Source organism: Variovorax sp. OAS795 (assembly GCF_040546685.1).
Classification (GTDB): Bacteria; Pseudomonadota; Gammaproteobacteria; order Burkholderiales; family Burkholderiaceae_C; genus Variovorax.
The window spans coordinates 247,196-271,175 of the sequence record NZ_JBEPOH010000001.1 but is presented as its reverse complement, the minus strand read 5'-3'; the positions used below and the strand labels follow the sequence as shown (position 1 = coordinate 271,175).

The following is a 23,980-nucleotide window of genomic DNA, read 5'->3' as shown; positions in this document are numbered from 1 at the left end:
CCGGCCTCTGCCTGATCCATCTTCAAGCAAAGAAGCGCGCTTCCCATGAACCTCATTCTGAATCTCACCACCCAGGGGCTGATCAACGGCGCGATCTACGCGCTGGTGGCCATCGGCCTGGCCATGGTGTTCGGGCTGCTGCGGGTGCTGCACATTGCGCACGCGGGCCTGTTCACCCTCGGCGGCTACCTGGGCCTGGTCATCACCAATGCCACGAGCAGCTTCGCGCTGGGCATGCTCCTGAGCATGGCGTGCGTGGCCGCCTGCGGCATGCTGATGTACCGTTTCTGCTACGAGCCGATCCTGGACCAGCCGCCGTATGTGCCGCTGATCGCTTCAGTGGGCATGTTTCTCGCCATCGAGGAACTCCTGCGGCTGGTGTTCGGCGACTATGGCCTGTCCTACCGCGTGCCGCCGCTGCAAGGCGCCGTGGTGATTGCCGGCATGCAGATCAAGTATGCCGAACTGGGCGCCGTGGCCATGGCCGTCGTTCTTCTGGTGGGCCTTGCGGTCTTTGCCGCGCGCACCCGCGTCGGCATGGCCTGGCGCGCCAGCGTCAGCGAGCCTCGCATGGCGGCATCGTGCGGCATCAGCTTGCGGCAGGTGCGCTATCTGAATTTCGCCATCGGCTCGGCCTTCGCCGCGGCCGCCGGCGTGATGGTAGGCGTGCTCAACAACCTGGTGGAGCCGTCCATGGGCGCGGTGCCCACCTACAAGGCGCTGGCAATCATCGTCCTCGGGGGCCTGGGCAACATGGCCGGCACGCTGGTGGCATCGCTGCTGCTGGGCCTGGTCGAGGCTTTCGGATCGACCTACCTCGCCAACGTGCTGGACCGCGACAGCGTGGCATTCGCCGCAATGCTCGCCGTGCTGCTGGTCAAGCCGGAAGGTCTCTTCTCCGGTGGCCAATGGCGTCGCCGGCTGGTGCAGTTCATGAAACAGAAAGGAGCGACTCAATGGGCGCTTATGAAACGTCACTCCTGACCCTGGTGGCCATCCATGTGATCCTGGCGTTGAGCCTCAACCTCATCACCGGGCTGTGCGGGCAGGTGAGCCTCGGGCACGCGGCGTTCTTCGGCGTGGGCGCGTATGCGACGGCACTGCTCGCCAAGGCCGGTTTCGGCATGGCGGTCACCTTGTCCTCCGCATTGCTGCTGGCCGGCATCGCCGGGCTGTTGGTCGGTTTCTGCAGCCTGCGGGTGCGGGACGATTTCCTCGCGATCGCGACCATGGCGGCGGGCTTCCTGTTCGTCGGTGCGGTGCGCACGACCGATGCACTCGGGGGTGAGCTCGGCATCTCCCAGATACCTGCCACCGGCCTGGGTGACGCGTATCCGGTGTTGGTGATGGCCTGTGCGGCACTGACAGGGCTGGTCTGCTGGGTCGTGAAGCGCAGCTGGCTGGGCTATGTGTTCGAAGCGGTCAGTGCCGACGAGTCCGCTGCGCGCAGCCTTGGCATCGACACGCCGCTCTACAAGCTTGCGGCGTTCACGATCGGCACCGCACTGGCGGGCCTGGCCGGCTGCCTCTACGCGTACCACCTGGGCAATGTGGGCACCGAGGCCTTCGGGTTCCCCGTGTCCGTGATGATCCTCGCCATGGTCGTGATCGGCGGCATGGGTTCGCTGTGGGGCAGCGTGCTCGCCGCGGTGCTGCTGACCCTGGCGCCCGAGTGGTTCCGCTTCGTGAACGACTACAAGCTGCTGGTGTTCGGGCTGCTGCTGTTCGCCATCATGCGGATCGCACCGCAAGGCCTGTTTCCCTGGCTGGCGCAGCACCTGCGTGTGCTGCGGGCGAAGGAGATGGCATGAGCACGAAGCTGTTGCAGGTGCGAGACCTGGGCGTGCGTTTCGGCGGCGTCGTTGCGGTGAACGGGGTTTCGTTCGATCTCGCGACAGGCGAGCTGGTGGGGCTGCTCGGGCCCAATGGCGCGGGCAAGACGACGCTGCTGCGGCTCATTTCCGGAGCGGTCGCGCCGGGATCGGGCGAGATCCGATTCGCGGGCCTGCCAGTCGGCCGGGTGGCGGCGGCTGGGCGCGCGCGGCTCGGCATGGCGATGTCGCACCAGATCGTGCGCCCCTTTCGCAACATGAGCCTGCTGGACAACGTGGTGCTGGCCGCCGGTGCCGAGATCACGCAAACACCTTGGCGCGCCGTCGCCACGCTGGATCGCAAGGGCCTGCGCGAGGCGGCGCTGCGCTGCCTGGAGATGGTCGGCATCGCGGATCTGGCGGACAGCATGCCGTCGACACAGCCGCTCGGGGTGCTCAAGCGCCTGGAGGTTGCCCGTGCCCTGGCCACGCGGCCCAAGCTGCTGCTGCTGGACGAACCGCTGGCAGGCCTCGGGCATGAGGAGGCGGTGCGATTGGCCGACCTCGTTCGGCGGCTGAACGCATTGGGAACCACCATCCTGCTGATCGAACACAACCTGGCCGAAGTGATGCGTATCTGCCCGCGCATCGTCGTGCTGGACAACGGCCGCAAGATTGCCGACGGCCGGGCCGCCGAGGTGATGGCGAACCCGCATGTGGTCGAGGCCTACCTCGGCGAGGGAGCCATCCATGCTTGAAGTCGAGCGCGTGAGTTGCGGCTATGGCGCTGCCGTGGTCCTGCACGAACTCTCACTCACGGTGAACAGGGGAGAGATCGTTGCGCTGATCGGACCGAACGGCGCCGGCAAGACCTCCACCTTGCAGTGCATCGCGGGCCATGTGCGCGCGACCGGCGGCAATGTGCGTTTCGGTGGGCGGGACATCACCGCCCTGGCGCCCCAGGCGCGGGTGCGTGCGGGCATCGCCATCTCGCCCGAAGGCCGCAAGCTGTTCGGCGACATGACCGTGCGGGAGAACCTGCTGGTGGGTGGCTATTCGCAGCCCGCCCGCGTGGCCGCGCACAACATGCAGCGCGTGCTGGACATTTTCCCGCGGCTGCAGGAGCGCTTCGGATCGCTCGGGCGAACGCTTTCGGGCGGCGAGCAGCAGATGGTGGCGATCGGACGTGCGCTCATGGCGCAGCCCGAACTCATCCTCATCGACGAGCTGTCGCTGGGCTTGATGCCGAAGAACGTCGACATCTGCTATGCGGCCCTCCACCAGCTCAGGCAAGCGGGGCTCGCGGTGCTGCTGGTCGAGCAGAACCTTTCCAAGGCACTCGCGTTTTCGGACCGCGTGTACGTCCTCGAATCCGGGCGGCTGGTCTGGTCGGGCAGCGCCAAGGCCGCGCGTGCGCGCGGGGACCTGGCCGCCACCATCCTGGGTCATGCGCCCGCCGAAGCCGGCGTGCAAGAGGAGGCACTGCAATGAAGGCGATCGACCTGGCCTATGTGCGCTACCAGACGCCGGACCTGCCGCGGCTGGAAACCTTCCTGCGCGACTTCGGCATGCATCCGGCCGTGCCCTGCGATGGCAAGCGCCTGCTGATGCGGGGGAGCGGTGCTGCGCCGTTCGTCTACGAGGCGGTTCTGGGCAACGAACCTCGCTTCCTCGGGGCCGGGCTCCAGGTGGCGTCGCGCGGCGACCTCGATGCGCTCGCGCGCTTGGCGGGCTCGAGCGGCGTCGAGCCGGTGCCCGGACTTGCGGGCGGCGGCGAGCGTGTGCGCATGCGCATGCCTGATGGCTTCGAGATCGATGCCTTGCACGGCGCCGTGCCTGCGCAGCCGCTGCACCTGCCGCGCGTCGACGACTTCAACGCCGCGGCGGCCAAGCCGCGCAAGAACGTGCCGGTGCGCGTGCCACGCCAGAGCCAGCCGGTGCGGCGCCTGGGCCATTTCGTGCTGCATGTCAGCGATCACGACGTGTCGGTGGCCTGGCTGCGCGAGCGCTTCGGGCTCGTCGCCTCGGACTACCTGGCCGTGCCCGGCGAGCCGGGTCGCACCATCGGCAGCTTCCTGCGGGTGGATGCGGGAGAGGCGTGGGTGGACCACCACTGCATGCTCGTGCTGCAGGCGCCGGTGATCGGCGTGCACCACTGCTCGTTCGAGATGGACGGGCTGGATGCCGTGATGAGCGCGCACGACTTCCTGCTGGAGCGCGGCTACACGCTCGACTGCGGTGTCGGCAGGCACCTGCTGGGCAGCCAGATCTTCGACTACTGGCGCGACCCTTTCGGCTTCCGGATCGAGCACTACACCGACGGCGACGTGGTGAACCACCTGCACCGTGCCAGCGTCTTCGCCGGCACTGCGGACGAGACCACCCAATGGGGGGCGAAACCGCCTCTGGACTTCTTTTCTTGACGGAAACAAAGCGAATGACGATACAACGCATCAGCAGCCCCGAAGTCACCGAGCCGGCGCCGGGCACCTGGTCCAACTGCCTCAAGGTGGGCGACACGGTGTACGTTGCTGGCCTCACGGCCCGCGACCGCAACCTGCAGCCCATGGGCGGCGACGAGTACGCGCAGGCCCGGTTGATCTTCGAACGGATCGCGCACCTGGTCACCGCCGCGGGCGGCTCGATGCGCGACGTGGTGAAGCTCAACATCTACGTCACGCGAATCGCCAATCGCGAACAGGTCTGGCGTGCACGGCGCGAATTCTTCGAGGGCGCGTTTCCGGTCGCCACGCTGGTGGAGGTCAGCGCATTGGCGCAGGCCGCGATCCTGGTGGAGATCGAAGCGGTCGCCGTGCTGGGACACGGAGGGAGGCCATCATGAACATCAGGGAACAACCGATCCACCGCGACGCCCCACCGGGGCTGTCGCCATCCACACGCGAGAAGCTGGCGCAGGTGGGCACGGCCAACATCGCCAACTCGCTTCTCAGGCGTGGCTTCCGAAACGCCTACCTGCTGGGCCTCCATCCGGTCTCCGGAATGCAGGAATCGATGGTGGGGCCGGCCTACACGCTGCGCTTCATGCCGGCGCGCGAGGACATCGACACCATGGCCAACTACGGCCGCGACGACAACCTGCACCGCCGCGCCGTGGAGGAGTGCCCGCCCGGCCACGTGCTGGTGATCGACACGGGCGGATGCGTGCGTTCGGCGGCCGCTGGCGACCTCATGGCGCTGCGCATGCGCCAGCGCGGCGTGGCAGGCGTCGTCACCGATGGGGGCTTTCGGGACACGCCGGGTATCCGTGCCACGAACCTGCCGGCCTACCAGCGGCAAGCCGCGCCGCCGGCCACGCCCATCGCCATGCACCCGGTCGAGCTCAACGGACCGGTGGGCTGCGCGGACGTGGCGGTGTACCCAGGCGACGTGCTGGTGGGGGACGCCGAGGGCGTGGTGGTGATCCCGCTGCACCTGGTCGACGAAGTTGCCCAGGAGGCACTGGAAGCCGTCGACTACGAGCGCTTCGCGGCACTGCACATCTCGCGCGGGCGCCCGATCTTCGGATTGTTTCCGGCGACCCCGGAGAGCCGCAAGGAATACGACGGCTGGGTCGCAGCCGGACGTCCGGCCCTGGAGGTCCTGCAATGAACCCGCCCAACGAAGCCACGATGAAGACGCTCGAACTGCTGATCCGGACGCAAGCGCTCGATCCGGCGGGATGGATCGACTTTGCCGAGTACGGATTCCGCCAGTACTTTCTCTGGAAGAACGCGGACACCGGCGCCAGCATCGCGCTGCTGGAGTACCGGAAGGGCGGCCGCATCCCCGTGAAGCACTCGCATGCGTCCAACCAGTTCATGTACTGCCTGGAAGGCGACTACGAGTACACGGACAGCCAGCTGCGCTTGACGCCGGGTTCGTTCTACATGAACCCGAAGGACCATCCGCACGGCCCCACCGTGGCGCACGAGCGCAGCGTGCTGATCGAGATCTACGACGGCCCCCATTACTACGAGAAGCCGGCGTTCCACACGGACGAGACCATCTCCGGCTTCCTTTCCAAAAACTGAGGAACTCACGCAATGTTCGACACGCAAGAAGTGCTGCGCCAATTCGGCATCCAGCCGATCCATGCAGGCGCCTGCTCCGGCCCCGGGCGCTGGAGCGCCACCGGGGACCGCGCGCTCATCGACGCGGTCAATCCGGCCGATGCCACGGTGACGTCCCGCGTCGCCGGCGCCAACGCCCTCGACTACGAGGCGGTCATGGCCACGGCGGTCGCCACGCAGCGGTCCTGGCGCATGGTGCCGGCGCCGCGCCGCGGAGAACTGGTGCTGCGCATCGGCCAGCTCGCAGACGAACACCTCGAAGGCCTGGCCGCCGTCGTCGCGCTCGACACCGGCAAGTCGCTGATGGAGGCCCGCTCGGAAGTGAAGGAACTGGTCGACATGGCGACCTTCGCGGCGGGCCAGTCGCGCATGCTGTACGGTTCCACGCAGCAGTCGCAGCGCGCGAAGCACCGCATGTACGACCAGTGGCTCCCGCTCGGCGTGGTGGGCGTGATCTCGGCGTACAACTTTCCGGCGGCGGTCTGGGCGCAGAACGGTTTCCTCGCGGCGATCGGCGGCAACACGGTGGTCTGGAAGCCGAGCCCGAAGGTGCCGCTCACAGCCCTGGCGCTGCAGCACCTCTGCAACATCGCCATGGAGGAAATGGGCCTCGAGGGCGTGTTCACGATCTTCATTCCAGAGACCAACGAACTGGCCGAACTGCTCGTGTCCGATGTGCGCGTGGCGCTGGTCTCGTTCACCGGCTCCACGGCGGTCGGCCGCAAGGTGGCCGACGTGGTGGGCCGCACGCTCGGCCGGCGCTACATGCTGGAGTGTTCGGGCAACAATGGCTGCATCGTGGACGAGACCGCGGACCTCAAGCTGGCCGCGTCCAGCATCACCTTCGGTGCCGTGGGGACCACCGGGCAGCGTTGTACCAGCACGCGCCGCGTGATCGTGCACCGCTCGGTCGAAGGCGAGCTCGTGGAACTGCTGAAGAAATCCTTTGCGCAGATCCGGATCGGCGACCCCCGCGAACCTGGCACCGTGGTCGGGCCGCTCGTGGACAAGGCCGCCGTGGGCCACTTCGAAGCTGCTGTGCGCGAGGCGGCCGCCCTCGGGGGCCAGGTCGTGTTCGGTGGCCGTCGCATCGACCGTCCCGGCCATTACGTGGAGCCGACGCTCATCACGCAGGTTCGTCCGGAGTGGCCTTGCGTGCAGCATGAAACGTTTGCGCCCATCGTGTACGTGGTGCCCTACGACACCATCGAGCAAGCCATCGATATCCACAACGGCGTGCCCCAAGGCCTGGCATCCGGGATCCACAGCACGAACCTGGGCAACATCGAGCTGTTCCTCTCGGCTGCGGGCAGCGATTGCGGCATTGCCAAGGTCAACATGGGGACGACGGGCGCCGACATCGGTGCGGCGTTCGGCGGCGAGAAAGAAACGGGCGGCGGCAGAACGGCCGGGTCCGATGCCTGGAAAGGCTACATGCGGCGGCAGAGCGTGTGCATCAACTGGGGCGGCGAGTCGCCCTGGGGCAGCCGTCTCAAGCTCTGAGGAAGAATCTTGAAACTTGGAACTGTTGAATTGCGCACCGGCGAGGAGCGCCTCGCCTGCCTGCGCGCCGACGGCAACGCCGTGCTGGCGCCGCGCGAGTTCGGTGACATGCAACGCGTGATCGAAGCGTGCGACCTCGCTGTTCCGGCTTTGCGCAAGCTCTGCGAGTCTGCGCAATCCGAGGGCATCGCACTCTCCGAGCTGCGGCTCCTGTCGCCGGTGCGCCGATTGCGCCGCGACGTGCTGTGCACGGGCTGGAACTACTGGGACCACTTCCACGAGAGCGAGGGCAAGCGCGAAGGGCAGGACGTGCCCAAGCCCGAAGCGCCGACCTTCTTCACCAAGGGCCCGGACGTGCTGATCGGGCCGCACGACGACATCGCGTTCGACCCTGCCATCTCGAGCAAGTGGGACTACGAGGCCGAAATCGCGCTCGTCATCGGCAAGGAAGGGCGCAGCATCCCTCGCGAGCACGCGATGGCGCACGTGTTCGGCTACTGCCTCGCCAACGATATCTCGCAACGCGACCTGCAACGCCGGCACGGCGGCCAGTGGCTCAAGGGCAAGAGCATCGACGGCACCATGCCCCTCGGCCCCTGGCTCACGCTGCGCGACGACGCCGAACTGCCCGCTATCACGCTCGAGTGCGAACTGAACGGCGCGGTCATGCAGCAGGCGAGTGCATCGCAGATGGCATTCGGCATTGCCGAGCTGGTGAGCGAACTCTCGTTCGGCATGACTCTGAAACCGGGCGACGTGCTCCTCACGGGCACCCCCAGCGGGATCGGCAATGCACGGACACCGCCCGTGTTCCTCAAGGAGGGCGATCTGGTTGTCGTGCGCGCAACCGGCCTGGGCGAACTGAGAAACCGGCTCGTCGCCAAGGACCTGAGTTCCTACGCCACCCCTGCCTGACATCCGCCACCCACAAACAAACCAAAAGGAATCTTGCATGCCAACCATTGCAGTCGTCTTCCACTCCGGCTACGGCCACACCCAGCGCATGGCGCAGGCCGTGGCGCAAGGCGCCGGCGCGGCGCTGATCGCCATCGACGCCGAGGGCAACCTCCCGGCCGGCGGCTGGGAGCAGCTCAAGGCCGCCGACGCGATCATCTTCGGCACGCCGACCTACATGGGCAACGTCAGCTGGCAGTTCAAGAAATTCGCCGATGGCTCGTCCAAGTACTGGTACGCGCAGGAATGGAAGGACAAGATCGCCGCCGGCTTCACCAACAGTGCCGGATTGAACGGCGACAAGCACGCCGCGCTGAATGCGCTGTTCACGATGGCCATGCAGCACGGGATGATCTGGGTCAGCCAGGGGTTGATGCCCAGCAACACCAAGGCCGCGAAGCGGGATGACGTGAACTACCTCGTGTCGTTCAGCGGTGCCATTGCCCAGTCGCCCTCGGATGCAAGCGCCGGCGAGATGGCGGCGGGCGACCTGGAGACGGCGCGCCTGTTCGGCGAGCGCGTGGCCTCCGTGGCGGCCCGGATGACGGCCGGCCATCCGCTGCATCCGAGCGCCGTGCCGGCTTGATCGCCGGCGCCACGAGGCCGGCCTGAAGCGATTTTCTTCACGACAACGACAACAACCAGGAGCAAACCGAGTGAAAACGCCCATCACCATCAGCCGCCGGACCGCGCTTGCCGCTGCGGCCTGTTTGCTCCCCGCGGCGGCCGCTTTCGCGCAGGAGCCGCCGTTTCCCACACGGCCGGTGCGATTGATCAGTCCGTTCCCCGTCGGCAGCGGGCCCGACGGCGTGGCGCGCCTTGTCGCGGACAAGCTCGCACGCGCCTGGGGCCAGCCCGTCACCGTCGACAACAAGCCGGGCGGCAACGGGTTCATCGCCATCAATGCCTTCAAGCGCGGCGCGACCGACGGGCACGACCTGGTCCACCTGGAGAACGTGCACCTGACGGCGTACCCGCATCTCTTCAAGAAGCTGCCCTTCGACGGCAACAAGGATTTCGAGCTCATCGCGCCGCTGTTCAAGACCTATTTCTTCATCACGGTTTCAGCCGACAGCAAGTACCGCAGCGTGGCCGACCTGGTCGCCGATGCCAAGGCGAACCCGGGCAGGCTGAGCTATGGCTCCTGGTCGGTCGGCAACCCCGCACACCTGGGATCGGCGCTCCTCGAAACGATGACGGGCACCCAGATGCAGCACGTCGTCTACAAGGAGACGAACCAGCTCTACAGCGGTGTCGCCACCGGTGAACTGAGCTTTGCGATGGGGACCATCGCCACCGCCGGACCGCTCCACCGTGGCGGCAAGCTCAAGTTTCTCGCGATTGCGGCGCCCCGCAGGCTCGCGGCATACAAGGACGTGCCGACCGTCTCGGAAGCGGGCGGGCCCGCGGGGTTCGAGGTCGCGGGCTGGACGGCTTTCGCCGCACCGCGCGGCGTTTCCCCGGCGGTCGTCGAAAAGATCCGCCGCGATGTCGAGAAGGCGCTGCGTGAGCCGGATGTCCGCGACAAGTTCGCTGCTTTCGGCTACGAGCCCTTCCTCGCAACGCCCACCGAGTTCGCCCAGCATATTTCCGATGAATCGTCCCGGTTCGCCGAGGTCATCAAGAAAGTCGGCGCGCATCTGGACTGATGCGCATGGTTCAGGAGGCCACCGGTGCGGCTGGCGGATGACGCCGGCGTGCTACTGCCTGATCCTGCCCGCGCTGCTGACGATCGAGAGTTCGACGAAGCTCGATCCGACATGCATCCCGTGCCTGAAGCCGACGACGTAGCCGCCCGCGTCGTAGTTGCCGATGCCGTCGAGCGCTGCGGGCATGCCTTCGCGGCTGACCTTCGCGTTCTGCCGCCGGACCGCCTCCACGATCACCTTCGCCGCGATGAAGCCTTCCATCATGGCGAAACTCACGGATGCGTCCGGATGGCCTGCCCGGTCCACGGCGTCATTGAGCTCTTTCGCGAGCCGGCTTGAAATTCGATACGGGCTGGGCGTCACCTGGGCGATGGCCACGCCCTGCATCTGTTCCTTGCCCAGGCGCTTGGACAATTGCTCGATTTCGGCGCTGGAGCTTGCGAACAGCTGCGCAGACCCGCCGCCTGCGCGGTATTGCTCGATGAAAGCGGCTGCGGGCGCGCCGTTCGACACCATGACGATCGCCTGCGGCGCTGCCTTGGCCAGCAGCTCGACGGCCGGGCCGACGCGGGCGGTGCCCGGTGGATACGAGGCCTTGGCGACGATGGCCACGTGTGCCTTTGCGGCCGCTTCGTCCGATGCGGCAACAACGCCGCCGGCGTCGGGCCCATCCTCGTAGAACAGCCCGAGACGCGTGACGCCGATGGTGGCGAGATGCTCCGTGATCTTGCCGAGCTCGTCGTGCAGGCCCGCGCGGATGCTGTAGAGGTAGGGCGTACTGATCCGGAGGTCGGCTGCGCGGTATCCCACCAGCGCGATCTTCTCTTTCTCGAGAATGCCGGAATCCACCAGGCTGGCGATGTTCCGGTTGCCGAAATAGCCAGCCAGTACCAGCGGCCTCTCTTCGGCAATGAGCCGCCTCGTCACGTTGACCGTGTCTTCGGGCCGGCCACCGTCGTCCCGGCTTGCCAATACGAAGGTGTTGCCGTTCGCACCTCCGGCCTTGTTGACCGTGTCGAAAAGCAGTTGCATGCCCGCGGCATAGGCACGCCCCTGGCTGGCTTCCAGGCCCGACATCGGTCCCACCTGGCCCACGACGAACTGGCCGCCGTGCGCGAACGTCATGAAGATGGCGCCGGCGATGGCCGTCGAGAGGCGTTTTGCGCGAAGGAGGGTCGGCATTCGGAGAATCTTTCTTCTGGAAGGGGCGAGCCGGGCCGGGTCGAGTGAACCGGGGCCGATCGCGGCGTGATTCTTTCCAGATTCGCCCACCACATCCAATGAGATTTTCCGCAAGCGATATGGCCGGACTTGCATGTGCCTGTGGGTCGCCCTCCACTGGCGAGGGCCGCGGCCGCATCCGCCTAGGCGAGACGATCCTTTGAGGTTTCCCGCACCGTCAGCAAGGCAAGCAGGCTGAAGATCGCCGCGGCAATCAGCAGGATCGCGGGGGATTTCAGGTTGCCGGTCGAGGCAATCAGGCTCGTGGCCACATACGGTGTCACGCCGCCTCCGAGGATCGCGCCGATGTTGAAGCTGAATGCCATGCCGGTGTATCGGATGCGGGTCGGAAACTGCTCCGCATAGGTCGGATAGCCGACCGACTGCACGATGGGCAGAGGCAAGGCAATGATGAACATCGCCAGCGCCGCGAGGCCGATGCTTTGCTGGTCCATCAGGATCATCATGGGCCAGACCAGGACCATGTACCCCAGGAAGCCGATCCCCAGAACACGGCGACGGCCCCAGCGGTCCGAGAGGCCGCCCCAGAACGGCATGAGGATGGCCATGGTCACGCCGACCGCGGCCATGATCCAGTAGACGGTCGTCTTGTCGTACTTGAGGTAGGTGGTCAGATAGATGTTCATGAAGACCAGGCCCACCCAGTAGCCGACGTTCTGGCCGAACGCCAGTGCCGTCACCTTCAGCACCTTCGACGCATGTTGCGTCAGCACTTCGCGCAGTGGTGCCTTGGTCGGTTCGTTGTGTGCCTGGAACTCCTGGAATGCCGCGGATTCCTCGACCCGGCGCCTGACGGCGGTCGACACGATCACCATCGGTATCGCAAGCAGGAACGGAATTCGCCAGCCCCATTGCTGCATCTGCTCGGCGCTCAACAGGGCGGAGGTCAGGCCGCATGCCGCGGCAGCCAGGGCGCCTCCCACGGCAACGCCCACCGGCGTGAAGGCGCCGTAGAAGCCCCGCTTGCCGCGAGGCGCCGACTCTGCCACGTAAGCGGCTGCGCCCGTGACTTCGCCCCCGGCGAAGAAGCCCTGCACGAGGCGTATGGCGAGCAGCAGGATGGGCGCGGCAATGCCCGCGGTCGAGGCCACGGGCAAGAGGCCGATGGCCGCGGTGGCAATGCCCATGCCGATCACCGTGACGAGCAGGATGCCGCGCCGGCCGATCCGGTCACCCAGGCGGCCCAGGACAATGCCGCCGATCGGCCGCATCAGGAACGCGCTTCCGAAGACGGCAAGAATGGCCAGCAGCGACGCGGTCGCATCGGTGCTCGGGAAGAACAGCGGGCCGATGGTGGCGGCCATGTAGCCGTAGACGCCGAACTCGTAGTACTCGATGGCGGTTCCCACGGACGCGGCAAGGGCCGCCTTGCGCGCAGTCGCCCTGGCAAGCGGGTCCACCGCATCGTTGGAGAAGGCATGCGCCGGCCGTGCGCCCGGCCCCTCGGGCAAGCCCATCGTTTGGGAAGTGTTCATTTTTTCTCCAGCATGTGGGAGGGATCAAATGGCCTCCGGGAAGGCCGCGGCTCGTCCCGGGCGACGCGTCGCCCGTTTCGAATGGGGTGGGTACGAGGGGGTGTCGCTAGCGGCGGGGCTGGCTGCAGCGCGCCGCCGCAACGGCGTCAACTGGCCACGAAGCGCGCGAGGACGGCATCTTCTTCAAGCAATGCCCCCTCGTCGAAGAAGAACTCGGCGACGAATCCCGCTGCCGGCGCCTGCAGCGGAATCTCCATCTTCATGGACTCCATGATCGCGATGTCGTCCCCCGCGGCCAGAGGTGCATTCGGCGCGGCAACGATTTTCAGGAGCGTGCCTGCGGTGTCTGTGCGGATCTCGATCTCTTGGCTCATGCGTGGGCTCCAGGGGTGAGGGGGGAAGCCGGCCCGAGGGCGATGGCGCGTCGGCTCGCTGGTCGAACGGACACGCCCTCCGCTTCGAGTGCCTGGCGGATCGCGCGCGCAAAATTTGCGGCGTCGGGTTGGTCGCCATGGATGCACAGCGTGTCGGGCCGCACCGGCACGTCCACGCCGTGGACCGAACGCACCACGCCCGAGCGAACCATGCGCAGCACCTGCGCCACGGATTGCCGGATGTCGGTGATCAGGGCACCGGGGTGCGATCGCGGCGTCAGGGCGCCGTCGTCCTGGTAGCTGCGGTCCGCGAACACTTCTTCGGCCACGGCGAGTCCCGCCTCCCGGGCACTGCGGACCAGCTCAGACCCGGCAAGGCCGTAGAAGACCAGCTGCGGATCCACGGCACGCACGGCGTCCGCCACAGCGCGCGCCATTGCCGGATCGCGCGCCGCCATGTTGTAGAGCGCGCCATGTGTCTTGACGTGCGCCAGGCGCGTTCCGGCCGCCGTGCAAAAGGCTTGCAGGGCGCCGATCTGGTAGACCACCAGGTGGTGCAGCTCATCGCGCCCCAGTTGCATCGGCCGCCGTCCGAATCCCTGGAGATCGGCAAAGCCGGGATGCGCCCCGATCGACACGCCTCGGGCGACTGCCAGCGCGACGGTCGCGGCGATGGTCTGCGGGTCTCCGGCGTGCATGCCGCAGGCCACGTTGGCGGAGGTCACGTGGTCCAGCACCGCCGCGTCGTCGCCGAGCCGGTAGACCCCGTAGCTCTCGCCCACGTCGCTGTTGAAGTCAATGGACGCCACGGCCTGCCTCCATCGTCCGGAAGATCTTGCCCTGCGCCACCGCAAGCGCCTGGGCTGCGTCCAGCGAGATCCATTCGAAGCGCACCGGCTCGCCGGCAATGAGCTGCGCCATGCACGGAAGATCGACTGCCGCGACATTCGCGATGCGGGGGTAGCCGCCCGTGGTCTGGCGGTCCGCCAGCAAGACGATCGGATGCCCGTCCGGTGGAACCTGGACGGTCCCGAAGCCCACCGCCTCGGACTGCAGCTCCAGGGGCTCCAGCAAGCGCAAGGGCTCGCATTCCAGTCGATAGCCCATGCGATCGGAGCGCGGACTGACGCGGAAGACCTGCTCGGCCATGGCACGGTGCGCCTGGGGCTCGAATGCCTCCCACTCCCTGCCGGGGACGATGCGGATCGGCGCCCCGGGTGCACGCTGCACTTCGTCCGGGAACGTGAAGCCGCTTGCGCCCGGCGGCAAAGCGGGCGTGGGCGCGCCGCCGAGCGCGATGCGGTCACCCTTTTGCAGCGGACCGCCTTGCGCGCCGCCGAAGCCGCCGCGAACGTAGGTGCTCGTGCTGCCCATGACCGGCCGGAGCGCGTAGCCGCCGGCCACCGCGATGTAGGCGCGCAATCCGTTGGCCCGCTTGCCGAAGGCGAGCAGGTCGCCCGCGGCCACCGAAACCGGTGCGCCGAGCGGCAATGCCCTGCCACCGAGCGTGGCTCCCAGGTCTGCACCGCACACGGCAATCACGGCGGGCACCTCGAACCTCAGCGTGGGGCCGAGCAGCGTGACCTCCAGCGTGGCTTCCGAGGGCGGGTTGCCGACCAGCATGCATGCCAGCCGGTGCGAGCGTTCGTCCATGACGCCGGAGACCGGAATGCCATGGTGCTGGTGGCCGAAGCGGCCCAGGTCTTGAAAGGTCGACAGGGCACCGGGCTTGAGGACTTCGATCATGGTCGCTGGCTCCCCATGGCTTCGAACTCGCCCGCCGAGATGGGCATGAAACGGATGCGGTCGCCTGCCTCGAGCAAGCAGGCCGGATCGCGGGCCGCGTCGAACAGCATCAGTGGGGTCCGGCCGATGAGGTTCCATCCGCCGGGGAGCGTGAAGGGATAGATCACGCTCTGCCGATTGGCGAGCCCGACGGAGCCGACCGGCACGGCTGTTCGGGGCTGCGCGCGCCGCGGGGGTGCCAATCGTTCGTCGAAAGTGCCGATGTAGGGGTGGCCGGGCGCGAAGCCGATCATCTGGACCTCGACCTCCGCGCCGGCATGCAGATCGACCAGGGCCCGGGGCGACAGTCCGCATGCATCGGCCACTGTCTCGAGATCGGGGCCGTGCTCGCCGCCGTAGCAGACCGGAACCTCGACCAGGCGCGTGGAGGCGCGATGGCGGCAATCAAGACCCTGGAGCACCGCACCGACCTGGCGTGCCACGGCCTGGTAGGGCGTCTCGCCAGTCGCCGCGAGGCACGGGATCGATTCCGGCCGGTAGTGGATTGCCACGGTCGCCATGGCCGCCACGATGTCCATCACGCCCGGCAACCCGGCCTCGCGCAATACGGCCGCCGCGGCTGCCGGCCACCGCCCGCCAGCACTGCCGGCAAGCGGTCGTGCCTCCACCACGAGACAGCTGTCGCCCGAAGGTGCCATTCGCCAAGGCGCTTGGTTTTCGGCGAGTGCTTCGACGCCGCTCATGACGTGGCTTTCAGTGAACCGGCGCCGCTCGCGTGCTCATTCAGGCGCGCCAGCAGGGCCTGTTTTTCGCGATCGACGAAGTTCGTGTCGACTGCGCCGGCCTGGAAGGTGGGATGGCCGATGACTTGCCGCAGGAAGGCCGTGTTGTGGCGTATGCCCACGATCTCGATGGATCGCAGGGCCTCGTCCATGCGCTGCAATGCTTGCGCACGGGTGGAGGCCGAAGCGATGAGCTTCGCGATCATCGGGTCGTAGAACGGACTGATCGAATCCCCTTCGCGCACCCCCGTGTCCACGCGCAGGCCATCGATTCCCGAAGGCAGGACGAACCGTTCGAGCAGGCCAGGCGATGGAAGGAAGTTCTTCAGGGGATTCTCGGCATACACACGGCACTCGATGGCGGCACCGTGGCGGCGGATCTCTGCCTGCGGCGTGCGCTCCAGCATTCCCGCAGCCAGCAGGATCTGGTCGCGCACCAGGTCCCTGCCGGTCACCGCTTCGGTGACCCCGTGCTCCACCTGGATGCGGGTGTTCATTTCAAGAAAGTAGAAGGCCTGGCTGTCCGCGTCCAGGATGAACTCGACAGTTCCGGCGCCGCGGTAGCGCTGGCCCGCCGTGAGCGAGACGGCGCTGGCGAGCATCCGGTCGAGCACATCGGGCGCCAGGCCCGGCGCAGGGCTCTCTTCCACGATCTTCTGGAACCGCCGCTGCACGGAGCAGTCGCGTTCGAAAAGATGGATCGCGCTACCGTCGCCAAAGCCGAAAACCTGCACCTCGATGTGCCGGGCGCGCGGCACGAAGCGCTCCAGGTAGACGGAAGCGTCGTTGAAGGCTTTCGAAGCCTGCGACTGGGTCGACGCAACGGCCGCCGCCAGGGCCGCGGGCGCGTCCACCCGCTTCATGCCGATGCCGCCGCCGCCCCCTGCCGCCTTGACCAGCAAGGGAAAGCCGACACGCGCCGCTTCGAGTTCCAGCAGGTCCGCGTCTTCGCCTGGGAGAAAGGCACGGCTGCCTGGCAGCACCGGAACGCCGCACGCGTGGGCGATGCTTCGCGCACGGTGCTTGTCGCCCATCTCTTCGATCGATTCCGGCGTGGGTCCGATCCATCGAATCCCATGGCGTTCCGCGGCCCGCGCAAAGGCGGTGTTCTCGGAAAGGAAGCCGTAGCCCGGATGCACCCCCTGGGCCTCGTGCTGCAGGCCGGCCCCAAGAACCGCATCGACATTCAGGTAGCTTTCGCTTGCAGGACCCGGGCCGATGCGAACCGCGAAGTCGGCCATCTCGCAGTGCAGGGAGCCGGCATCCGCGTCTGAATAGACCGCGATCGTTTCGATGTTCAGATCGCGCGCCGCCCGGATGATGCGGCAGGCGATCTCGCCGCGATTGGCGATCAGGATTCTCTTCATTCTCTGGCTCCTGTTGCGGTGATTCGGGCCGAGCTTTCCTCATGCCCTGATCGCATTTCTTCGTGGTGATCCCTGCCGATGCCGCGAAGTCTATGAACGCGGAGGGTCAAAGAAAAGCAATATAAATTCGCGCTTAGCATCGACAATTTCGATGAATATTTTTCCGATGGTCGATTGACCCGACCATCGATTCTTGAGATGCTCGGCGCGTGATCAGCGAACTCAGAACCTTCATCGCCGTGTGCAAGCACGGCACCTTCGCCGCTGCGGGAGACCGTATCGGCCTCACGCAGTCCGCCGTGAGCAGCCAGATCAAACGGCTCGAGGAAGCACTGGGGTTCGAGCTGTTCGATCGAACCGGGCGCTCGGCCACCTTGAACGTTGCGGGCCAGACGACCCTTCCGCGCGTGGAAGAGATCTGTGCGCTGTTCGCAAAGTTGGGGGAACTCCCCGAAGACAACGCCACGCGCGGATTGCTGCGCATCGGCTCGATCGCCTCGGCCCAGCCCACCTTGCTGGCACGCGCACTCGAAGGGCTTCGCAAAGCCTTTCCCCTGGTACGCGTCCATGTGTCGCCGGGCGTTTCGATGCGCCTGATGGACGACCTCGACGCGGGCAAGATCGATGCGGCGGTGATCATCCGGCCCCCGTTCGGCATGCCTCCCGACCTGACGTGGCAGGCCCTGATCCACGAGCCCTATGTGCTGGTCGTGCCCAAGACTGCGCCTGCGACGAAGGACTGGCGCCAGCTGATCCAGCAGCAGCCGTTCCTGCGCTACGACCGGGCCTCTTTCGGCGGGCGCATGGTCGAGGGCTTTCTTCGCCGCGAGGGCATCGCGGTCAACGATGCCATCGAGATCGACGAGATCGCGGGGTTGATCCACCTCGCGTCCAAGGGCCTCGGCGTTGCGCTTGTGCCGCTGGTCGAGGCGCACCTGCCCCTGCCTGCAGGCGTGCGCATCGTCCCGCTCGGGGAGTTCACCTTCTATCGGGAGATCGGCCTGCTTCAGCGCAAGCCGCGCGCCAGTCCGCCGATGGTGGCGCATTTTGCGCAGCACCTGCGCGATGCGGCAGACGCGCAGCCGGGCAGTCCGCTCGTGCCGAAACGCCGATCCGCAGCCAAGCCGGGCCGGACGCGCGCACTTTAGCGAGGGCTCCCGGGCCTCCCACGACCCGGTCGTGTTGGCGCCGAGTCACGCGTGAGCCGGTTTCGCATCAGCGCGCCTCGTAGGCCTCCAGCGGCTTGTCCGATGGCGCAGCCCAGGCGGCCTTGGTCATGGCGTTGGCCGGCAGGCCCACCTTCGAGCCGTTCGGAGGAATCGGCTGCATGAACCACTTGTCGTAGAGGCGCGGGACTTCACCGCTCCTGGCGAGTGCCAGGATGCTGTCGTCGACGACCTTCTTGAATGCCGGATCGCCCTTGCGGAACATGATGGCGATGGGTTCGACACCGAGGACCTGGTCCAGCAGCTTGTACTTCTCGGGTTCCTTGCTCTTGGAGATCAGCGTTGCCAGGATCTGGCCGTCGGCGACAAAGCCGTCGGCGCGCCCGCCTTCGAGAAGCAGGAAGCCTTCGCTGTTGTCCTTGGACAGCACCTCGGAGACGCCGCCCACGCCGTCGCGCCCGAGCTTTCGCAGCGCCTGCACGCTGGTGCTGCCGGTGGTGGCCGCCACCGTCTTGCCGGCCAGCTGCGCCGGGGCTGCGATGCCCGAACCTGCCTTGACGGCGATCCGGATGCCCTCGACATACAAGGTGGGCGCGAACGCGACGTCCTTCTGCCGCGCGGCGTTGTTGGTCGTCGTCCCGCACTCGATGTCGACCGTGCCGTTCTGCACCAGGGGAATCCGGTTCTGGGGCGTCACGAGCTGGTACTTCACATCGATCTTGTCGAGCTGCACAGCCTTCCTGATGTCGGCGACGACCCGCTCGCAGATCTCCACATGGAAGCCCGTGTACTTGCCGGGCCCCGTGGTGAACGACATGGCGCCCGATGCATCGCGCACGCCCATGGTGATGGAGCCGGACTCCTTGACCTTGCCCAGGGTCTCGGAGGGCTGCGCCGCGGCAGAGCCGCAGACCGCGGCCAGCATGGCAGCCAGTGCCACGGACGTCGTGTTGCTCTTGGTCATGGCGATCGCTCAGCGTGCGAAGAGGGAGCTCAGGTCGGCGAAGGACTTCATCTCGATGGCATTGCCCGAGGGATCGAGAAAGAACATCGTCGCCTGCTCGCCGGGCTCGCCCTTGAAGCGGACATAGGGCTCGATGACGAACTCGGTCTTGCGCGCCACGAGTTTGTCGGCCATGAGCTGCCACTGGTCCATCGGCAGGATCGCGCCGAAATGGCGAACCGGCACGTCGTGGCCGTCGACGGCACTGCTCTGGCGATGACCGCACTCGTCCGGTGCCAGGTGGGCCACGATCTGGTGGCCATGGAAATCGAAGTCCACCCACTCCGGCGCACTGCGGCCCTCGGGACAGCCGAGCAGTTCGCCGTAGAACGCGCGGGCTTCGGCAATGTCGCGGACTGGAAACGCCAGGTGGAATGGGATGCGGGCGGTGGCGGAGGACATGGGATTTCTCATCGGGAGAGTTGCGGTGGACGCAACTTTAAGCAGGGCCTCTCATGATCGAAAGTGGTTTATTTAGGTGCTGAGCAACACCAGAATCGATGGATGAAAAAAGTGGGCTTGCGTCACTCCACGGACCGCAGGAAGCGCTCGGCCAACAGCACCCAGAACGCCGAGCCCACCGCCACGTTGTCGTCGTTGAAGTCGTAGCCCGGGTTGTGCACCATGCAGGCGCCATGGCCGTCGCCTTCGCCATTGCCGATCTGTACATAGCTGCCGGGCACGCGCTCGAGCATGAAGGCGAAGTCTTCGCTGGCGGGCACAGCGGGGCCCTGCAGCACGACCCGGTCGGCGCCGACCAGTTCGAGCGCCACCTCGCGCGCCAGCGCGGTTTCTCCGGGCGTGTTGACCAGCACCGCATAGCCCGGCCGCCAGTCGGTGCGGGCAGCGACGCCAAAGCTCTCGGCCTGTGCCGCGACCAGCGACCTGATGCGTGCTTCGAGGGTGCTGCGCACACCGCGGTCGAGTGCGCGCACGCTGATCTCTAGAACGGCGTCCTGGGGAATGACGTTGTTGGCCTTGCCGGCATGGATGGCACCGACCGTGACCACGGCCATCTGCAACGGATCGATGTTGCGCGACACGATGGTCTGCAAGGCCATCACGATGCTGGCCGCCGCCACGATGGGATCCGCGGCGCGGTGGGGCATGGCGCCGTGTCCGCCGATGCCGGTGAGCGTGACCGTGGCGTAGTCCGACGACGCCATCGCCGGGCCATCCCGCAACGCCAATCGGCCTTGCGCCAGGCCCGGCAGGTTGTGCATCGCGAAGATCGCATCGCACGGGTACCGGTCGAACAGGCCGTCTTCCATCATCCGGAGCGCGCCGCCGCCGCCTTCCTCGGCCGGCTGGAAAACCAGGTTCAGCGTTCCGTCGAAGTGCCCTCGCGTGGCGAGATGGTGCGCAGCCGCCAGCAGCATCGCGGTGTGGCCGTCATGGCCGCAGGCATGCATCACCCCGGCGTGGCGGCTGGCGTAGGGCAGGCCGGTGGCTTCGTCGATCGGCAAGGCGTCCATGTCGGCGCGCAGGCCGAGCCGGCGCGTGCCGTTGCCGCGTACCAGCCGGCCGACAACGCCCGTGCCGCCGATGCCTTGCTCGACCTCGTAGCCCCATTGCCGCAGCTTGCCGGCCACGAGCTCCGAAGTGCGGTGCTCGTCGAAGGCCAGCTCCGGGTGGCGGTGGATGTCGCGGCGCAGGCCGATGAATTCGCCGGCCTGCGCATGCAGTTGTTCCAATAGCGTGTGCATGGCCCCGGCTCACTGCGGCTGCAGGTTGATCGACCGGGCGATGGCGCGGTAGCGCGCCGTTTCTTCCTCGAAGAACCTCGACGATTCCGCAAGCGTCATCGGTGCCGAGGCCAGTTGCGTCTGGGCCGCCAGCTGCGAGCGCACCTCGGGGTCCTTCAGCGTCGCGCCGACGGCCTTGTGCAGCAGCTGCACCACGTCTTCCGGCGTGCTCTTGGGCACCATGAAGCCGCTCCAGATCTTGTAGGAGAAGTTTTTCAGCTCCTTGCCTTCGCTCGCTGCCGGCACGTTCCGGAGCAGCTCGGAGCGCTGCGCGCCGAGCTGGCCGATCACCTTGAGCCTGCCCTGGTCCGCCATCGCGCCCATGGCCGCGCTGTACACCAGGACGGCGAAGTCCACCTGCCCGCCGCCGATGTCCTGCAGCAGCGGCGCGTTGCCCTTGTAGGGCGCATGCACGAGCTTGATGCCGGCCTGCTGCTGCACGCTCTCCAGGATCAGGTGGTAGAGCGAACCGATGCCCACGCTGCCGTAGGTCAGCGGCGCCGCGCTGGACTTGCGCGCGAGCGCGACCAGCTCGTCGACGCTGTTGACCGGCAGGTCCTTGCGCGTGACGAACACCATCACCGCTTCGGAGACCGGATGCACGAGGCGGAAGTCCTCGGTCTTGAGCTTGACCGCCGCATTGGCCAGGGGCGAGAGGATCACCTCGTTGGGCGAGCCCTGGAAGATGTAGTAGCCGTTCGCCGGTGCCGCCAGCACTTTCTGCGCTGCCATCGCGCCGCTGACGCCGCCGAGGTTTTCCACCACCACCTGCTGCCCCAGCGCCGCGCCCAGCGGCACGGTGAAGATGCGGGCCGTGGCGTCGGACGGGCCGCCGGCCGGGTACGGGACCATCAGGCTGACCGGCTTGGCCGGATAGGTCTGCGCATGGGCCGTGGCAGCCGACAGCAGCAGGCCGGCAAGAAGAAAGGCGCTCGCGCGTCGGGACAGCAGCTTCATCGGGACTCCAGTTGGACCGGCGTGAATGCCGGTTGCAGGCGGATCGTAGAAGCCGGGAAAACCAACGTCCAATGCATTGTTGTTTGCATTAGCATGAGTTCCAAACACCTTCGCTCCGGCCCCTCGACGATGACATTGGTTCAATTGCGGCACCTGATCGCACTGGCGCAGAGCGGCTCTTTCAGCAAGTCGTCCCAGGCGCTGCACCTCACGCAACCCGCATTGAGCCGCAGCATCCGTGCGCTCGAGGACGAGCTGGGCACGCCGCTTTTCGACCGGGTCGGCCGCCGCAACGAACTCACGGTCTTCGGACGCGAGGTGCTGGACCGCGCGCGCCAGCTGGTGTTCGACGCGGACGAGCTTCGCGGCAGCGGACGCCAGATGAGCGAAGGGGAGGGCGGCTCGATCCGCATCGGCATGGGATCGGGCCCCGGCGCGATGCTGATGACGCCCTTCCTGATGCGCATGGCCACCCGCCATCCGAAGATGCGGGCGGTGGTGTCGCGCGGGGGCACCGAAATGCTCACGCAGGCGCTTCGGGCCCGCACGATGGATGCGCTCGTGGTCGATGTGCGTTCGCTCAAGCCCGCGCCGGACCTCGTGGTGAGTGCATTGCACGAAATGCGCGGCACCTTCATGTGCCGCGCCGGCCATCCGCTCGCAAGGCGGCGCGGCGGGGTCACCTTCGAGGCGCTTCGGCGCTACCCGATCGCTTCCACGCCGCTGAGCGACGAGGTGGCCCGCACCTTCATCGCGGCCTACGGCCCCGATGCGCACCCGGACCAGTTCGTGACGCTGCAGTGCGAGGAGCTTTCAAGCCTGGTGGACGTCGTGCGCCGAAGCGACGCCGTGCTGCTGGCGATTCGCGCCGCGGCGCCCGGCCTGGCCGAGCTGAAGATGACGCCCGCCTCGAACGGCATTGCGCGTTTCGGCCTGGTGACCTTGCGCCACCGCACGGAGGCGCCGGCGCTGGCGTTCGTGCGGGAACTGATGGATGAGCTGCTCCGCGATTGAGCCCCACCCAGGCGCACCATCCACCCCGCCAGTCGCCTATCCTCCGACCTGCACCCAGAGAAAGCACCTTGCCCCCGACCAAAGCCCCTTCCCCCGCGCGCCCGGCCACGATGGCCGATGTCGCGGCGCGCGTCGGCGTCTCGAAGATGACGGTGTCGCGCGCGCTCAACCGCAGCACGGGCAGCGACCGCGCCACCTCCGAAGCGCTGCGCCAGCGCATCCTGCAGGCCTGCGAGGAGATGGGCTACGTCATCGACCAGACCGCGCGCACTTTCTCCAGCAAGCGCTCGGGCTTCGTCGCGGTGCTGATCCCGTCGCTGAACAACTCCAACTTTTCCGAGACCGCGCAAGGCATTGCCGCCGCGCTGGAGGCGCGCGGGCTGCAGCTGCTGCTGGGCTATACCGACTACCGCGTGGAGACCGAGGAGCGCCTGGTGCGTGCGATGCTCGCGCGCCGCCCCGAAGGCGTGATCCTCACCGGCGGCGCCCACACGCCCGCCGCGCGCGCCATGCTGCAGGCGGCCGGCATCCCGGTGGTCGAGACCTGGGACCTGCCGGCCACGCCCATCGAGCACACGGTGGGCTTCTCGAACGCGCAGGCCGCGGCCGCGATGGTGCGGCACCTGCATGGCCAGGGCTACCGGCGCATCGCCTTCATCGGCGGCACCTCGAACCGCGACACCCGCGGCGCCGACCGGCAGCGCGGCTATGCCGAGGCGATCCGCGAACTGGGACTGCCCGACGGGCGCGTGATCAGTTTCGGCCAGCCGCCCATCTCGATGGCGCAGGGCGGCGAGGCGGTGGTTCAGCTGATCCGGCAATGGCCCGACGTGGATGCGGTGATGTGCGTGTCCGACCTCTCGGCCTTCGGTGCGCTGATGGAATGCAAGCGCCGCGGCTGGGACGTGCCGGGGCGCATCGCGATCGCGGGCTTCGGCGATTTCGAGGTCGCGCGCGCCTCGCACCCGCGCATCACCACCGTGGCGGTGGATTGCGCCGGCATCGGGCGGGCCGCGGGCGAACTGCTGCTGCGGGTGATCGACGGCGCCCGCGAAGGACATCGTCCGCCGGCGGAAACGGTGCTGATCCCGTTCCGCGTCGAGCAGCGCGAAAGCTCCTGAG

General features: G+C 67.3%; 26 protein-coding genes. 15 read left to right on the top strand and 11 right to left on the bottom strand.

Translation table 11 applies throughout. The features are described from left to right. The first annotated feature begins 45 nt into the window (after positions 1 to 45). From ABID97_RS01330 to ABID97_RS01275, 12 genes are all read left to right on the top strand, one after another. Positions 46 to 984 carry a branched-chain amino acid ABC transporter permease gene (locus ABID97_RS01330; RefSeq protein ID WP_354396789.1) on the top strand — a complete coding sequence of 313 codons (939 nt, stop codon included), beginning with the start codon at positions 46 to 48 and terminating at the stop codon, positions 982 to 984. Then, the gene (locus ABID97_RS01325; protein ID WP_354396788.1) at positions 957 to 1,811 is read left to right on the top strand and encodes a branched-chain amino acid ABC transporter permease; all 855 of its coding nucleotides are present in this window, start codon (positions 957 to 959) and stop codon (positions 1,809 to 1,811) included. The genes ABID97_RS01330 and ABID97_RS01325 overlap by 28 nt, the downstream gene beginning before the upstream one ends. Next, positions 1,808 to 2,569 carry an ABC transporter ATP-binding protein gene (locus ABID97_RS01320; protein WP_354396787.1) on the top strand — a complete coding sequence of 254 codons (762 nt, stop codon included), beginning with the start codon at positions 1,808 to 1,810 and terminating at the stop codon, positions 2,567 to 2,569. The genes ABID97_RS01325 and ABID97_RS01320 overlap by 4 nt, the downstream gene beginning before the upstream one ends. Then, positions 2,562 to 3,302 (top strand): ABC transporter ATP-binding protein, encoded by a 741-nt coding sequence (locus ABID97_RS01315; RefSeq protein ID WP_354396786.1) that lies wholly within the window; start codon positions 2,562 to 2,564, stop codon positions 3,300 to 3,302. The genes ABID97_RS01320 and ABID97_RS01315 overlap by 8 nt, the downstream gene beginning before the upstream one ends. Further along, the gene (locus tag ABID97_RS01310; protein WP_354396785.1) at positions 3,299 to 4,234 is read left to right on the top strand and encodes a VOC family protein; all 936 of its coding nucleotides are present in this window, start codon (positions 3,299 to 3,301) and stop codon (positions 4,232 to 4,234) included. Before ABID97_RS01315 ends, ABID97_RS01310 begins: the two co-directional genes overlap by 4 nt. A 14-nt stretch (positions 4,235 to 4,248) precedes the next feature. Beyond that, positions 4,249 to 4,653: a RidA family protein gene (locus ABID97_RS01305; protein ID WP_354396784.1), complete on the top strand. Its 405-nt coding sequence runs from the start codon at positions 4,249 to 4,251 to the stop codon at positions 4,651 to 4,653. Further along, positions 4,650 to 5,420 (top strand): ribonuclease activity regulator RraA, encoded by a 771-nt coding sequence (locus tag ABID97_RS01300; RefSeq protein ID WP_354396783.1) that lies wholly within the window; start codon positions 4,650 to 4,652, stop codon positions 5,418 to 5,420. The genes ABID97_RS01305 and ABID97_RS01300 overlap by 4 nt, the downstream gene beginning before the upstream one ends. After that, positions 5,417 to 5,842, top strand: coding sequence for a cupin domain-containing protein (locus tag ABID97_RS01295; RefSeq protein ID WP_354396782.1), 426 nt, complete (start codon positions 5,417 to 5,419; stop codon positions 5,840 to 5,842). The genes ABID97_RS01300 and ABID97_RS01295 overlap by 4 nt, the downstream gene beginning before the upstream one ends. A 12-nt stretch (positions 5,843 to 5,854) precedes the next feature. Continuing rightward, positions 5,855 to 7,384 carry an aldehyde dehydrogenase family protein gene (locus ABID97_RS01290; RefSeq protein ID WP_354396781.1) on the top strand — a complete coding sequence of 510 codons (1,530 nt, stop codon included), beginning with the start codon at positions 5,855 to 5,857 and terminating at the stop codon, positions 7,382 to 7,384. A 9-nt stretch (positions 7,385 to 7,393) separates the two neighbouring features. Further along, positions 7,394 to 8,299, top strand: coding sequence for a fumarylacetoacetate hydrolase family protein (locus tag ABID97_RS01285; protein WP_354396780.1), 906 nt, complete (start codon positions 7,394 to 7,396; stop codon positions 8,297 to 8,299). 37 nt (positions 8,300 to 8,336) lie between these two features. Beyond that, positions 8,337 to 8,924, top strand: a complete 588-nt coding sequence (locus ABID97_RS01280; protein ID WP_354396779.1) for a flavodoxin family protein — start codon at positions 8,337 to 8,339, stop codon at positions 8,922 to 8,924. 70 nt (positions 8,925 to 8,994) lie between these two features. Continuing rightward, on the top strand, positions 8,995 to 9,987 hold the full coding sequence (locus tag ABID97_RS01275; RefSeq protein WP_503012736.1) for a Bug family tripartite tricarboxylate transporter substrate binding protein: 993 nt from the start codon (positions 8,995 to 8,997) through the stop codon (positions 9,985 to 9,987). 51 nt (positions 9,988 to 10,038) lie between these two features. On the opposite strand, the gene ABID97_RS01270 is transcribed toward ABID97_RS01275, so the two are convergent. From ABID97_RS01270 to ABID97_RS01240, 7 genes are all read right to left on the bottom strand, one after another. Beyond that, positions 10,039 to 11,169: an ABC transporter substrate-binding protein gene (locus ABID97_RS01270; protein WP_354396778.1), complete on the bottom strand. Its 1,131-nt coding sequence runs from the start codon at positions 11,167 to 11,169 to the stop codon at positions 10,039 to 10,041. Positions 11,170 to 11,351: 182 nt separating this feature from the next. Then, the gene (locus tag ABID97_RS01265; RefSeq protein ID WP_354396777.1) at positions 11,352 to 12,704 is read right to left on the bottom strand and encodes an MFS transporter; all 1,353 of its coding nucleotides are present in this window, start codon (positions 12,702 to 12,704) and stop codon (positions 11,352 to 11,354) included. Between the two features lie 146 nt (positions 12,705 to 12,850). Then, positions 12,851 to 13,078 carry an acyl-CoA carboxylase biotin carboxyl carrier protein subunit gene (locus ABID97_RS01260; RefSeq protein WP_354396776.1) on the bottom strand — a complete coding sequence of 76 codons (228 nt, stop codon included), beginning with the start codon at positions 13,076 to 13,078 and terminating at the stop codon, positions 12,851 to 12,853. Beyond that, positions 13,075 to 13,887 (bottom strand): LamB/YcsF family protein, encoded by an 813-nt coding sequence (locus ABID97_RS01255; RefSeq protein WP_354396775.1) that lies wholly within the window; start codon positions 13,885 to 13,887, stop codon positions 13,075 to 13,077. Before ABID97_RS01255 ends, ABID97_RS01260 begins: the two co-directional genes overlap by 4 nt. Continuing rightward, positions 13,874 to 14,824 (bottom strand): 5-oxoprolinase subunit C family protein, encoded by a 951-nt coding sequence (locus ABID97_RS01250; RefSeq protein WP_354396774.1) that lies wholly within the window; start codon positions 14,822 to 14,824, stop codon positions 13,874 to 13,876. Before ABID97_RS01250 ends, ABID97_RS01255 begins: the two co-directional genes overlap by 14 nt. Beyond that, positions 14,821 to 15,567 carry a 5-oxoprolinase subunit PxpB gene (gene pxpB, locus ABID97_RS01245; protein ID WP_354396773.1) on the bottom strand — a complete coding sequence of 249 codons (747 nt, stop codon included), beginning with the start codon at positions 15,565 to 15,567 and terminating at the stop codon, positions 14,821 to 14,823. The genes ABID97_RS01250 and pxpB overlap by 4 nt, the downstream gene beginning before the upstream one ends. Beyond that, the gene (locus ABID97_RS01240; RefSeq protein WP_354396772.1) at positions 15,564 to 16,973 is read right to left on the bottom strand and encodes an acetyl-CoA carboxylase biotin carboxylase subunit; all 1,410 of its coding nucleotides are present in this window, start codon (positions 16,971 to 16,973) and stop codon (positions 15,564 to 15,566) included. The genes pxpB and ABID97_RS01240 overlap by 4 nt, the downstream gene beginning before the upstream one ends. Positions 16,974 to 17,182: 209 nt before the next feature. On the opposite strand from ABID97_RS01240, the gene ABID97_RS01235 reads away from it, so the two are divergent. Beyond that, entirely contained in the window at positions 17,183 to 18,121 is a 939-nt protein-coding gene (locus ABID97_RS01235) for a LysR family transcriptional regulator (RefSeq protein WP_354396771.1), read from the top strand. 67 nt (positions 18,122 to 18,188) lie between these two features. Here ABID97_RS01235 and ABID97_RS01230 read toward each other — a convergent pair whose 3' ends face one another. The 4 genes from ABID97_RS01230 to ABID97_RS01215 form a co-directional block, all read right to left on the bottom strand. Next, positions 18,189 to 19,103 carry an amino acid ABC transporter substrate-binding protein gene (locus ABID97_RS01230; RefSeq protein WP_354396770.1) on the bottom strand — a complete coding sequence of 305 codons (915 nt, stop codon included), beginning with the start codon at positions 19,101 to 19,103 and terminating at the stop codon, positions 18,189 to 18,191. Between the two features lie 9 nt (positions 19,104 to 19,112). Continuing rightward, positions 19,113 to 19,490, bottom strand: a complete 378-nt coding sequence (locus ABID97_RS01225; protein ID WP_503012798.1) for a VOC family protein — start codon at positions 19,488 to 19,490, stop codon at positions 19,113 to 19,115. A 176-nt stretch (positions 19,491 to 19,666) separates the two neighbouring features. Then, the gene (locus ABID97_RS01220; RefSeq protein ID WP_354396768.1) at positions 19,667 to 20,848 is read right to left on the bottom strand and encodes a M20 aminoacylase family protein; all 1,182 of its coding nucleotides are present in this window, start codon (positions 20,846 to 20,848) and stop codon (positions 19,667 to 19,669) included. Between the two features lie 9 nt (positions 20,849 to 20,857). Beyond that, on the bottom strand, positions 20,858 to 21,844 hold the full coding sequence (locus ABID97_RS01215) for a tripartite tricarboxylate transporter substrate binding protein (protein ID WP_354396767.1): 987 nt from the start codon (positions 21,842 to 21,844) through the stop codon (positions 20,858 to 20,860). Between the two features lie 129 nt (positions 21,845 to 21,973). On the opposite strand from ABID97_RS01215, the gene ABID97_RS01210 reads away from it, so the two are divergent. Then, entirely contained in the window at positions 21,974 to 22,858 is an 885-nt protein-coding gene (locus tag ABID97_RS01210; protein ID WP_354396766.1) for a LysR family transcriptional regulator, read from the top strand. Positions 22,859 to 22,968: 110 nt separating this feature from the next. After that, positions 22,969 to 23,979: a LacI family DNA-binding transcriptional regulator gene (locus ABID97_RS01205; protein ID WP_354401639.1), complete on the top strand. Its 1,011-nt coding sequence runs from the start codon at positions 22,969 to 22,971 to the stop codon at positions 23,977 to 23,979. The last annotated feature ends 1 nt before the right edge of the window (position 23,980 follow it).